Raw genomic sequence first — 12,407 nt, 5'->3', positions numbered from 1 at the left:
GTGAATGAGTCCAAGGAGTGTAGCATGACTGAATCCGATTTCCTGGCGTTGGCAGAGTCCTGCCTGAGCCAGGTGGAAGAAATGTTTGAAGCCGCGTATGAAAACGATGAGCTGGATGTTGAATGCAGCCGCAGTGGCAATGTGCTGACCATCGAATTCGTGAATAATGGTTCCAAGATGATCGTTAACAGTCAGGCGCCGATGCAGGAAATGTGGCTGGCGGCGCGCAGCGGCGGATTTCATTACCGCTATGATGGCCAGCACTGGGTCAATACCCGCGATCAGTCGGAATTGTTTGCCACTCTGCAACGGCTGGCGCAGGAGCAGGGACGCTGACGGGGGCGTCTGACAAAGGAACCGGTGCCGCCGCTTGAGTGCGCACGACCCCGGTTTCCGGGCGTTCTCCCGGCTATTCTTCGATCAGTTTTGGCGGCGGCGGGGCATTCAGATCGGTAATGCCTGTGCCGGGCGGATTTTCTGCGTAGTAATAGTCGCCATTGACTGCGATGACGCCATTGGGTACGGGGCGTTCTTCGATCGGAATTTCTTTCAGCGCTCTTTGCATATAACCTATCCAGATCGGCAATGCCAGTCCGCCGCCGGTTTCACGGTTACCCAGATTCTTGGGCTGATCGAAACCAATCCATGCAATGCCGACCAGCTTGGCCTGATAGCCTGCAAACCAGGCATCAAAAGAATCATTCGTGGTACCGGTTTTGCCTGCCAGATCAGGCCGCTTTAACACCATCGCTTTGGTTGCCGTCCCATAGCGCACGACATCCTTGAGCATGCTGTCCATCAGGAAGGCATTGCGTTCATCAATGACCCGGTTTGCTTCATCGCCGGCTTTGTCAGGATTCGCCTGCACCAGGATTTTGCCGTTGCTGTCGGTAATCTTGCTGATCAGATAAGGGTTGATTTTGTAACCGCCATTGGCAAACACCGCATAGGCGCCGGCCATCTGCAAAGGTGTGACGGCACCGGCACCCAGTGCCAGGGTCAGGTAAGGTGGATTTTTTTCTGGAATGAAGCCAAAGCGATTGGTGTATTCCTGTCCGTATTTGGCACCGATGCGATGCAGGATGCGGATGGAAATCATGTTTTTGGATTTGGTCAGGCCTTTGCGCATTGTCATCGGGCCTTCGTATTTGCCATCGTAGTTTTTGGGCTCCCAGGCTTGTCCGCCGGTTTGCCCTGCATCAAAACTGATCGGCTCATCATTAATGATCGTGGCCGGAGACAAGCCTTTTTCCAGTGAAGCAGAGTAAATGAATGGCTTGAAACTGGAACCCGGCTGGCGCCACGCCTGATTCACATGGTTGAATTTGTTGAAATTAAAATCAAAACCGCCGACCAGTGCCTTGATCGCGCCATCCGTGGTACTGGCTGAAATAAAGGCGGACTGCACTTCCGGCATTTGCGTGATGCTCCAGTTCTTCCCCTCTTGCATCACACGGATCACGGCGCCGCGCTGAATACGCTTATTGGCCGGTGTTTTGGCGGATAATCCGCTGGCAGCAAAACTCAGGCCTGCTTCGTCAATATGAATCTCCTCGCCGGATGCCAGCACCGCCCGTACTTGTTTGGGCGTGGCGTCCAGCACCATGGCCACCTGCAGGTCATCGCTATTGGAATGCTCCGCCAGCGCTTTCTCAATCGTATCATCGGCGGCTTCCTTACCTTCCGGAATGGCGACGATGGCTTCCGGACCGCGATAGCCGTGGCGTTTTTCGTAATCCATCACACCGCGTCGCAGCGACAGATAGGCGGCATCCTGGTCTGCTTTGGTGATCGTGGTGTAGACATTCAGTCCACGGGTATAGGTATCTTCTTTGAATTGCTCATAAGCGAGCTGGCGCGCCATTTCCGCGACATATTCGGCATGGACGCCGAAATCACTGCTGTCAGTTTTTGTTGTGAGCTCCTCGCTTTTTGCCTGCTGATATTGTGCTTCGGTGATGTAACCGAGCTGCCGCATGCGTTGCAAGATATATTGCTGGCGGACTGATGCCCGTTTTGGATTGGCCACAGGATTATAGGCAGAAGGGGCCTTGGGTAAACCGGCCAGCATGGCGGCCTCAGCAATCGTGATGTCTTTGAGTTCCTTGCCAAAATAAATCTGTGCCGCGGAAGAGAAACCATAAGCGCGCTGACCGAGATAAATCTGGTTCATATACACTTCCAGAATCTGGTCTTTCGTCAAGTTCTGTTCAATTTTCCAGGCCAGCAGAATTTCATAAATTTTTCTTTTAAAAGTTTGTTCGCTCGACAGGAAAAAATTCCGGGCTACCTGCTGGGTAATGGTGGAGGCGCCTTGTCTGGCGCCACCGGTCAGATTATGCAGCGCGGCGCGGGTGATGCCGAGGTAATCAACGCCGCCATGTTCATAAAATCGATCATCCTCAATGGCAAGCACCGCTTTTTTCATGACATCCGGAATCTGGTCGAAACGAACGACATTGCGTCTTTCCTCTCCGAACTCCCCCAGCAATACATGATCGGCAGAAAAAATCCGCAGCGGCATTTTGGGTTTGTAGCTGGTAATCGAATCGAGTTCCGGCAGGTTCGGGTAAGCCATTGTCAGGGCAAAACCGATAATCAGTGCGACGGCCAGCCCCAGGCCTGCTATCACGCCAATGGTCCCCAGTATGACGCGGCGCATCAGCGGCGCTTTATTCCCGGCGGAGGCTGCAGACTTGTTTTTTGGGGAAGCCGTGGTTTCTTGATCTGTCATGTGTTTGTTCTGTAACAATCATAAGTTACATTATAACGGCTGTCCCGTGGCACCCGGTAAAACTGCTGTGACTGAAGGAATGCAGGGCTAAATTTCAGCCTGAGTGGAAATTTGGCAACGGAATCTGAATGTGCTCTGAGGAAAGTCCTTTACCAATGCAGTCTATATTGCTAGGATTTCATGTAAGCTTGGATAAAAGTCTCGTAAATAGCGGTTTTTAAAGAGATTTTTCTGAAAATTCGATGCCAAATGCAACTGATTGTTTCAATTTGTAAGAAGGGCGCGTGATTGCGTTTTATGAGGGGATATTCTTGGCTTTAGATCTTGCTTCACTATTCAGCAGAAAAAAACCGCCTCTGATTGGCCTGGATATCAGCTCGTTTGATATCAAGCTCGTAGAGCTGTCAGAAGGAAGCGACAAGGCGTTCCGCCTGGAACGCTATGCTTCCGAGCCTTTGCCAAAAGGAGCGGTGCTTGATGGGAATATCGAAAACATCGAACAGGTTTCCGATACGATCCGCAAGCTGCTCAAAAAAAGCGGTACGAGCGCAAAGAATGCAGCGCTGGCCATGCCTGCTGCTGCCGTCATTACAAAGAAAATCTTTTTACCGGCCACGCTCAGCGATCAGGCGCTGGAAGTGCAGGTCGAATCAGAAGCCAGTCAGTACATTCCATTTGCCATGGATGAGGTCAGCCTGGATTTTTGTGTGATCGGACCGGCTGCGAATAAGGAAGACGTGGAAGTCATGCTGGCCGCATCCCGCAAGGAAAAAATCGAAGACCGTGTTGCGGTGGCGCAGGCAGCCGGGTTGCAGGCGAAAGTGATGGATGTCGAATCCTATGCTGCGCGGGCCGCTATGCAACGTCTGATCGAAATGCAGCCTAACCAGGGGCAGGATCAGATCTGTGCCATTTTCCAGATTGGCGCGAAACGCACTTACATTTACATCATTCTGAATGGCGACGTGATTTACGAACGTGAACAGCAATTCGGTGGCGGACAACTGACGCAGGATATCGTCAGAAACTACGGATTGTCCCAGGAAGAAGCGGAAGTGAAAAAGAAAACCGGTGACCTGCCGGATAGCTATGAGATGGAACTGCTGGAGCCTTTCCTTGAAAATGCGGCACTTGAGGTGACCCGGGCGATTCAATTCTTCTTCACCTCGACACCTTATACCCGTGTTGATCAGATTTTCCTGACGGGCGGTTGCGCTGTCGTTGCGGGTCTGGTGGACATCGTTGCAGAGCGTACCAAAATTTCTACTGCAGTGATCAGCCCGTTTAAAGGAATGGAGCTGGCTTCCGGGGTCAATGAGAAAACGCTCAGAAGTGATGCACCTGCTTACGCGGTGGCTTGTGGACTGGCACTGCGGAGATTTAACTGATGATTAAAATTAATCTCCTTCCTCATCGTGAGGAAAAACGCAAACAGCTGATCAAGGATTTTTATTCGCTGTTATTGCTATCTGCCATTATCGGAGCGCTCGTCGTTGTCGTGGTGGGCGGCATCAACGCACGTGAAATGGGAATCCAGACGGATCGGGTCGAATTCATCAAAAAGGAAAACCTCAAGCTTGATGAAAAGATCAAGGAAGTGGCTAATCTTAAACAGGAAATCGATGCACTGAAGGCGCGGCAGCAGGCGGTTGAAGACTTACAGGGAGATCGTAATCAGCCGGTATTTTTGCTGGACGAACTGGTCAAGCATACACCTGAGGGCGTTTACTTGCGGGCATTAAAGCAAGAGGGGCAGCGTGTGACATTAAATGGTTATGCCCAATCTCAGGAGCGGGTAGCAGAGTTTATCCGTAACCTCAGTGGCAGATCGGAATGGATGTATAAGCCCGAACTGATTGATATTCACTCCACGGGTATTGGCCAGGGCAGGGATGCCAAGAAAGTGTCGGATTTCACGATCAATGTCGGCATCAAGCGACCACGCGAAAAAGATGAGCCGGCATCTGCTGCTGCAACCAGCACAGTACCGGTTAAAAGCGGTACCAATCCTGGTCGCTGATATCACACATTGGAAGGTCGGGAATGGCAATAGACATTAAACAGGTATTTCAAGACATCAACGGACAATTCCGTGATCTGAATGGCCTCCACCCGGGACAGTGGCCAGTCGCCCCGCGCTTTGCGGCAGCTTTTGGCGTCATGGTGGTGGTCTTGTTTTTAGGGTGGTTTTTTTATTGGGATGGGCAGTCTGAAGAAATTGATCAGAAAAAGCAGGAAGAGGTAAAGCTCAAACAGGCGTATCGTGAAAAAATGCAACAGGCCATCAATCTGGATGCGCTCAAAGAGCAGCGGACGCTGGTGCAGCAATATGTCGCTACCATGGAACGTCAGTTGCCAAGTAAGGCCGAAATGGATGCTTTGCTTTCGGATATCAACCAGGCTGGCACTGGTCGTGGGTTGCAGTTTGACTCATTTAAACCCGGCACGCCGGTAGTGAAAGATTACTATGCTGAGCTGCCAATCGAGGTAAAGCTCACCGGTGGTTACCATGACCTGGGACAGTTTGTTGCCGATATCGCTAAATTGCCGCGTATCGTGACGCTGAATAATCTGGCGATTTCCGCTAATAAAGAAGGTGCTTTGACCCTGGAGGTGGTAGCTAAAACTTTCCGCTATCTTGATAAAGAGGAAGTCTTGGCTCAGGCAAATCTGAAAAAGGCAGCGAAGAAATGATGCTCAGGTTAATAAAAATTTCAATAATCCTGTTGCCTGCCCTGGTACTGAGTGCTTGTGGTGATAACAGTGTACAGGAGTTGACGGAGTGGATGAATTCCGTCAGAAAAGAAACTCGTACGGTGATTCCTAAATTGAATCCCCCTAAAGCCTATGAGCCGGTTCCCTATATCGGGAAAGCGGATATTGATCCTTTTAATCCTGCCAAACTGCTTGTTGTTTTGGCGAGAATAAAAGCAGAATCCAGTAATGGTTTACGGCCAGACATGGACAGGCGCAAAGAGGCACTGGAATCCTTCCCGCTTGATACGCTCAAAATGGTCGGTACCATCGAGAAAAACGGTACCCGGATCGCCTTGGTTCAGGCAGATAAAACGGTTTTTCAGGCAAAGGCCGGTGGATATATTGGTCAGAATTTTGGTTTGATGACAAAAATTACCGAAGCGGAGATCGAGATTAAAGAGATCGTCCAGGATGCGTCCGGTGAATGGGTTGAACGTAACGTTAAGCTTGAGTTGCAGGAGAGTAAGAAATGAATGCGTTGATAAATATAAGTAAAAAGGGCGCCATGTTTGTGAAAACCTGCGTGATATTAATGCTGGGTTGGTGTCAGCTGGCGATGGCGCAAACCAATAGTATTGAGTCCGTGATTGCGAATCAGCAGGGAGCCAATATTATTGTCAAGGTCAGCCTCAAAAAGCCGCTTGCAAAACTACCTACCGGGTTTACCATTGCCAACCCTGCCCGCATTGCTCTCGATTTTGCCGATGCCTCCAACGGAACAGGAAAAACCAATATTGATGTCAATATTGGTGATGTGCGTTCTGTGACTCTGGTTGAAGCATCCGGCAGATCAAGGATGATTTTTAATCTGAACAGACCTTTGAACTATGCGGCAACGATCGAGGGTAATGCGTTAATCGTGACTATTGATGGCTCCGGTGGCGTTGCCACCGCGGTCAATTCTCAGGGGTTGCCGGTCAATGCAGATTCTGCGCCGGCTGCTAAACCGATGATCCGCGATATTGATTTTCGCCGTGGCGTAGCAGGCGATGGGCGTATCGTCGTCGATCTGCCGCTGAATCAGGTTGCTGTGGATGTGCGCCAGCAAGGACAAAAGGTGTTAGTCACATTCCAAAAAGTAGGATTGCCTGAGGTTTTGCGTAAACGGCTGGACGTGGCTGATTTCGGTTCACCGGTTCAGACGATCACGACGACCCCTGTGGGTGAGAATGTACAAATGGTGATTGAACCGAAAGGTTTATGGGAACAAAGCTCGTATCAGAGCGATACCCAGTTCGTTCTGGAGGTAAAGCCAATCAGGGAAGATCCAAACAAATTAACTCAGGGTACACAAGGGTATCGTGGTGAGCGCCTGTCGTTTAATTTTCAGAATATCGAAGTCAGGGCGATTTTGCAGATTATTGCGGAAGTCAGCGGCTTAAACGTGATCGCCAGCGACACAGTAACTGGCACCATCACCCTGAGATTGAAAGATGTGCCCTGGGATCAGGCGCTGGATAATATTATGCAGATCAAAGGTCTTGATATGCGTAAAAACGGTAACGTGATCTGGGTTGCACCAAAAGATGAATTGCTGACCAAAGAAAAACTGGAGCTGGAGCAAAAAGCGCAGATTGCAGAACTGGAGCCATTAAAAACCGAAGCTTTTCAGCTGAATTATCAAAAAGCAGAGGCATTTAAACAAGTGTTTGGTGTAGACGGATCTTCAACGAATCGGATTCTGTCAAAACGCGGCAGCGCTGTGATTGAACCAAGAACCAACCAGTTGTTCGTGACAGATATTCCCTCCAAGCTGGAAGAAGTGCGTAAGCTGATCCAGAAAACAGATATCGCCTCCAAGCAGGTGTTGATCGAAGCACGGATTGTCGAGGCTGACGATAAATTCAGTAAAAATCTGGGTGCTAAACTGGGCTTTACGGATTTGCGTGGGTTGCGCGGCGGTGATGTTGGCTACCAGCTATCTGGCAATCAGCGGGCTGCTGTGACAGGTAATTATCTAGGGGTCGGTGAACAGACCGGTCAGGCAAAAATTACTGACCAAAGCTATATACCGAATTCCCAATTCGTCAGTTTGCCTGCTGCTGGGATTAATGGTTTGAACCCCGGCAGTCTGGCAGTCAGTCTGTTTTCTTCCGCCGCCAATCGTTTCCTGAATCTGGAGTTGTCGGCACTGGAGGCGGATGGCAAAGGAAAAATTATTTCCAGTCCGCGGGTGGTCACGGCAGACCAGCTGAAGGCACTGATTGAACAGGGTACCGAATTACCTTATCTGGTAGCGACTTCCAGTGGTGCGACATCGATTTTCTTCCGCAAAGCAACCCTGCGTCTGGAAGTCACGCCGCAAATCACGCCGGATGGCAATGTGATTCTGGATGTGGAGGTGCATAAAGACAGTGTTGGTCAGGAAACTCGCATGGGATATGCAATTGACACCAAAGAAGTGAAAACGATGGTGCTGGTGGAAAACGGTGGTACTGTTGTATTGGGTGGAATTTTTCAGCAAACGGAACGCGATAATGTGACCAAAGTTCCATTTTTTGGTGATCTGCCTTTGTTTGGCAATTTATTTAAGAGCACTGGGAAAACCAATGACAAGACAGAGTTGCTGATATTTATCACCCCAAAAATTGTGACAGATAAATTCAATTTGAAGTAATCTGCTACCCGATTTGTTTCAAGATAACATTCATTAGTAAAGAGATAGGTGGTCTATGAAGAAGTTTGTCCAAATGGTGTTTGCGCTGATTTGCTTCGCGGCACTTTCCGCTTGTGGCGGTGGCGGTGGTTCAGCTGGTGCCGGATTGGGAACTACGGCGTTGTTTACGACGGCGAGCGATAAGATTCTGGTTCCTCCGGGCACTACGCAGACATATACCATTGGCGGAGGCGTACCTTCATACACTGCAACCAGCAGCTCCCCTGCGGTGATTGTCAGTGTCAGTGGTAATGTGATGACAATTACCGGTGGCGCCGGTGGCGGTTCCGGCACAGTCACGGTTAAGGATAATGTTGGTAGCAAGGTTGCTATTGACGTTACAGTCGGAACCGGATTGACCTTATTCACGACCGCGCCAGCTGGAGTAAACCTGGCAGTTGGCGCAACTACTCCTGCACCATACTATATGGTCGGTGGCGGCAGTGGCGTGTACTCCATCAGCAGCAGTGATTATTCGGTTGCTTTTGTCGGCATGTCAGGTAACAGCTTTATCATCGGCGGTGCTGGCCAGGGTAAGGCTACCGTTGTCGTCAAGGACACATTGGGTGCAATCGTCAGCATTGATGTTACTGTTGTCGCAGGCTCAGTCAGTCTCAACACGACGGCGCCATCCGCACTGACAATGCCATCTCTCCGTACGCTGACTTATACCATTACTGGTGGTACCGCACCTTATTCTGTCGCCAGCGGCAATGTGAGCTCGGTAGACGCAAAACTGAGGGCAAATGGAACAGATTTTGATATCACGGGTATTTCTGCCGGTACCGCGACAGTGTATGTGAGGGATGCAAAAGGCAATTCGACCACGATTGCTGTTACCGTAACAGGATCGACTTCCGGCGCTTTGGCGGTGTTGCCAGCCGGAGCGACAGGTAGTGTCGGCGATACTCTCAAATTTAATGTCGTCGGTGGTACTGGGCCTTACCGTGTGACGAATACCAATGGCAGTATTGCGGTGGTAACGGCAGCTGCGGATGGCTCCTCTTTCTCCGCATTTTTAAATAATGTGGGATCGACGGTTGTCACAGTGATTGATGCGCAGGGAGCCAGTACGAATATCACCGTTACAGTCTCGGCCAATCCGCCCACTGTGAAGCTCTCTCCGAATACATTCGAAATCAGTGAGCAGTCGAATAATGCCTTTACATTGAATATTTATGGCGGCACGCCACCTTATGTCGGCTTCTCCAGTGATCCGAAAATGGGGGCGGTGACGGTTTCTGGTAACGTGTTGACAGTGGGTGCCGTTAGCGTCGGTGCACGTTGCTTCACACCATCAACGCCACTGTCAGTGTATGCGGTAACTTTAACAGTGGTAGATAGCTTAGGTGCTGCAGCGACCAGCACAATGAACATTAGGGATACACTGAGCTGCCCATAATTGCGTATTTCTTGAAGTGAAATTGTGTCAAATAATATCTTTCTGGTAGGACTGATGGGGTCCGGCAAGACAACGGTCGGCCGGGCCCTGGCAAGAAAACTCAACAAACGTTTTATCGATTCAGATCATGAAATAGAAGCACGGACCGGTGTGTCGATTCCGGTCATCTTCGAGATTGAAGGTGAGGCGAGTTTCCGGCAGCGCGAGGCTGATGTGATCCGTGAGCTGACAGCGCAGGACGGCATTGTGCTGGCAACCGGTGGCGGGGCCGTGCTGAATGCAGAAAGCCGACGCTATCTGCAAGAGCGCGGAACCGTGATTTACCTGCGTGCCGGCATACAAAGCATCCTGCAACGGACCCGAAACGATAAAAACCGTCCTTTACTCCGCACGGCAGATCCCAGAAAAAAACTCGAGGAACTGGAGTCGCAACGACATCCCCTTTATCAGGAAATCGCCCATCTGGTGATTGAGACCGGACGTCCGAATGTTCAACATCTGATCCAGAACATTCTCGATAAATTACCGGGAAATGCGTCTCACGGAACTCCCGCAAAACACAAGCAGCTTATGAGCAGTGAAAATCAAACATACCAGGTATTACATGTCGATCTGGGCGAGCGCAGTTACCCGATCTCGATCGGAGAGGAGTTATTAAATAATACCGGGCTGCTGACACAGCAGATCAAGGGAAAACGGATTGTGGTGGTGACGAATACCGTCGTTGCGCCACTGTATCTGGCTGCGCTGACTGCCCGCCTGACAAATGCTGGCAAAGTATGCAGCGCTGTTATTTTGCCTGACGGTGAGGAGCATAAAATCTGGAACAGTCTGATGATGATTTTCGATCATTTGCTGGAACAGAAATGCGATCGCAAAACAACCCTGCTGGCACTGGGGGGAGGTGTGATCGGGGATATGACCGGTTTTGCCGCAGCGACCTATATGCGTGGCGTGCCTTTTGTACAGGTACCGACGACATTACTGTCGCAGGTTGACTCATCGGTGGGAGGCAAGACGGGAATTAATCATCCTCTCGGTAAAAATATGATCGGTGCGTTTTATCAGCCGCAGGCGGTGATCGCTGATATTTCAAGCCTGAAGACATTGCCGGATAAGGAGTTATCTGCCGGGCTGGCCGAGGTCATCAAGCATGGTGCGATTATTGATCCGGTATTCTTCGATTGGCTAGAACAGTCGATGCCAAGGTTGCGTGCCAGAGATCCGCAGGCGCTGAGCCATGCGGTGATCCGCTCATGTGAAATTAAGGCCGATGTCGTGCGTCAGGATGAACGTGAAGGCGGGTTGCGGGCGATTCTGAATTTCGGCCATACGTTTGGACATGCGATTGAATCCGGACTTGGCTATGGCGCATGGTTGCATGGCGAGGCCGTGGGATGTGGCATGGTGATGGCTGCGGAATTGTCTTGTCGCCTCGGTTATATTGATGACGTTGTAAAAACCAGAATCCGGAAATTGGTCGAGGCAGCTGGTTTGCCCGTGGTGGCGCCGGATCTTGGCGAGCAGCGCTGGCTGGAACTGATGGAAGTCGACAAGAAAAATGAAGGTGGACAGATCAAGTTTATACTGTTGAAACCGCTTGGTACGGCATTCATCACCGAGGCTCCCAAAGATGTTTTACTGGAAACGATAAGCTACTGTATTTCACCGACTCCATGAATCTGACTGACCAGCATCTGGCACCCTATGCCGCCCGATCAGCGATTTCGCGAGGGCGGCTTTTTATTGAACCTGCGTCTGAATCACGCAGCGAATTTCAACGTGACCGTGATCGTATTATTCATTGTTCGGCATTTCGCCGGCTGGAATATAAAACACAGGTTTTTTTAAATCATGAGGGCGATTTATTCCGAACACGTCTGACGCATAGTCTGGAAGTCGCACAAATAGGGCGCTCGATTGCCCGCAATTTGCGCCTCAATGAAGATCTGGTTGAAGCGATCGCACTGGCGCATGATCTTGGGCATACCCCATTCGGACATGCCGGTCAGGATGCGCTGAATGCCTGTATGCAGCCTTACGGCGGGTTCGAGCATAATCTGCAGAGCCTGCGGGTTGTTGATCATTTGGAGGAGCGTTATGCCGCCTTTGATGGTCTGAACCTCTGTTTTGAAACCAGAGAAGGTATCCTTAAGCATTGTTCGCAGGAGAATGCCCGGCAATTGGGTGATGTCGGCCAGCGTTTTATCCATAAAACGCAGCCGACGCTGGAAGCACAGTTGACAAACCTGGCTGACGAAATCGCCTACAACAATCATGATATCGATGATGGACTGCGCTCAGGGCTGATTACCGAGCAGCAAATCATGGAAGTCGATTTTTTTGGCCGTCACCGCGCCGAAGTGCGCAGCATGTACCCTGATCTGATTGGCAGACGAGCTATCTCCGAAACGATACGCCGCATGATCAACACACTGATTGTCGATTTGATGCGAACATCGCTGGCTAGAATTCAGGATAGCGCAGTGCAGTCACCGGATGCTGTGCGGCAGGCCGGCAAGCTGATTGCCTTTTCGGCTGCGCAGTATGAAGAGGCGCGCATTCTCAAACATTTTCTGCATCACCAGTTGTACCGTCATTATCAGGTCAATCGTATGATGACCAAAGCAAAGCGCATCATTCATGAATTATTTGATGTCATGATGGCAGAACCAAAATTGATTCCGCCCGATTACCAAGTCAGGGCAGAGGTGCCAGAAGCACAGCGTCAGCAGCAACAGGCCAGAAAAATCGCAGATTACATCGCCGGTATGACAGACCGCTATGCGATTCGTGAACACAAGCGCTTATTTTCTATCGAGGACATGTAGGACTGCCTTTTTGATCGCGGCAGATTA

10 protein-coding genes are annotated in these 12,407 nt (G+C 50.4%); 9 read left to right on the top strand and 1 reads right to left on the bottom strand.

The genetic code is table 11. From position 1 onward, the window contains the following. The first annotated feature begins 24 nt into the window (after positions 1-24). Positions 25-336, top strand: coding sequence for an iron donor protein CyaY (gene cyaY / locus HV832_RS12930; protein WP_176804250.1), 312 nt, complete (start codon positions 25-27; stop codon positions 334-336). Between the two features lie 73 nt (positions 337-409). Here the strand turns inward: cyaY and HV832_RS12925 are convergent, their stop codons facing one another. After that, the gene (locus HV832_RS12925) at positions 410-2,734 is read right to left on the bottom strand and encodes a penicillin-binding protein 1A (protein WP_176804249.1); all 2,325 of its coding nucleotides are present in this window, start codon (positions 2,732-2,734) and stop codon (positions 410-412) included. Between the two features lie 311 nt (positions 2,735-3,045). Between HV832_RS12925 and HV832_RS12920 the strand changes: the two genes are divergently transcribed. Genes HV832_RS12920 through HV832_RS12885 form a run of 8 tightly spaced genes read left to right on the top strand, consistent with a single transcriptional unit; the run spans position 3,046 to position 12,380 of the window. Further along, the gene (locus tag HV832_RS12920) at positions 3,046-4,122 is read left to right on the top strand and encodes a pilus assembly protein PilM (RefSeq protein WP_176804248.1); all 1,077 of its coding nucleotides are present in this window, start codon (positions 3,046-3,048) and stop codon (positions 4,120-4,122) included. Continuing rightward, the gene (locus HV832_RS12915) at positions 4,122-4,754 is read left to right on the top strand and encodes a PilN domain-containing protein (RefSeq protein ID WP_176804247.1); all 633 of its coding nucleotides are present in this window, start codon (positions 4,122-4,124) and stop codon (positions 4,752-4,754) included. Before HV832_RS12920 ends, HV832_RS12915 begins: the two co-directional genes overlap by 1 nt. A 23-nt stretch (positions 4,755-4,777) precedes the next feature. Next, the gene (locus HV832_RS12910; RefSeq protein ID WP_176804246.1) at positions 4,778-5,428 is read left to right on the top strand and encodes a type IV pilus inner membrane component PilO; all 651 of its coding nucleotides are present in this window, start codon (positions 4,778-4,780) and stop codon (positions 5,426-5,428) included. Beyond that, a complete protein-coding gene (locus HV832_RS12905; RefSeq protein ID WP_176804245.1) occupies positions 5,425-5,964 on the top strand; it encodes a pilus assembly protein PilP in 540 nt (179 codons plus the stop codon). Before HV832_RS12910 ends, HV832_RS12905 begins: the two co-directional genes overlap by 4 nt. Positions 5,965-5,996: 32 nt before the next feature. Next, the gene (locus tag HV832_RS12900) at positions 5,997-8,108 is read left to right on the top strand and encodes a type IV pilus secretin PilQ (RefSeq protein ID WP_176804315.1); all 2,112 of its coding nucleotides are present in this window, start codon (positions 5,997-5,999) and stop codon (positions 8,106-8,108) included. 55 nt (positions 8,109-8,163) lie between these two features. Beyond that, positions 8,164-9,549, top strand: coding sequence for a hypothetical protein (locus tag HV832_RS12895; RefSeq protein WP_176804244.1), 1,386 nt, complete (start codon positions 8,164-8,166; stop codon positions 9,547-9,549). Positions 9,550-9,603: 54 nt separating this feature from the next. Continuing rightward, positions 9,604-11,229, top strand: a complete 1,626-nt coding sequence (gene aroKB, locus HV832_RS12890; RefSeq protein ID WP_176804314.1) for a bifunctional shikimate kinase/3-dehydroquinate synthase AroKB — start codon at positions 9,604-9,606, stop codon at positions 11,227-11,229. After that, the gene (locus HV832_RS12885; RefSeq protein ID WP_176804243.1) at positions 11,226-12,380 is read left to right on the top strand and encodes a deoxyguanosinetriphosphate triphosphohydrolase; all 1,155 of its coding nucleotides are present in this window, start codon (positions 11,226-11,228) and stop codon (positions 12,378-12,380) included. Before aroKB ends, HV832_RS12885 begins: the two co-directional genes overlap by 4 nt. The last annotated feature ends 27 nt before the right edge of the window (positions 12,381-12,407 follow it).

The sequence above is a fragment of the Cognatundibacterium oligocarboniphilum genome, assembly GCF_013377855.1.
Taxonomy (GTDB): domain Bacteria; phylum Pseudomonadota; class Gammaproteobacteria; order Burkholderiales; family Burkholderiaceae_D; genus Undibacterium; species Undibacterium oligocarboniphilum.
This window is presented reverse-complemented; position numbering and strand designations above follow the sequence as displayed.

Coding starts and splice junctions, on each gene's coding strand:
- HV832_RS12910 (WP_176804246.1), top strand. CDS start 4,778: ATGGCAATAGACATTAAACAGGTATTTCAAGACATCAACGGACAATTC.
- HV832_RS12900 (WP_176804315.1), top strand. CDS start 5,997: ATGTTTGTGAAAACCTGCGTGATATTAATGCTGGGTTGGTGTCAGCTG.
- aroKB (WP_176804314.1), top strand. CDS start 9,604: ATGGGGTCCGGCAAGACAACGGTCGGCCGGGCCCTGGCAAGAAAACTC.
- cyaY (WP_176804250.1), top strand. CDS start 25: ATGACTGAATCCGATTTCCTGGCGTTGGCAGAGTCCTGCCTGAGCCAG.
- HV832_RS12915 (WP_176804247.1), top strand. CDS start 4,122: ATGATTAAAATTAATCTCCTTCCTCATCGTGAGGAAAAACGCAAACAG.
- HV832_RS12895 (WP_176804244.1), top strand. CDS start 8,164: ATGAAGAAGTTTGTCCAAATGGTGTTTGCGCTGATTTGCTTCGCGGCA.
- HV832_RS12885 (WP_176804243.1), top strand. CDS start 11,226: ATGAATCTGACTGACCAGCATCTGGCACCCTATGCCGCCCGATCAGCG.
- HV832_RS12905 (WP_176804245.1), top strand. CDS start 5,425: ATGATGCTCAGGTTAATAAAAATTTCAATAATCCTGTTGCCTGCCCTG.
- HV832_RS12925 (WP_176804249.1), bottom strand. CDS start 2,734: ATGACAGATCAAGAAACCACGGCTTCCCCAAAAAACAAGTCTGCAGCC.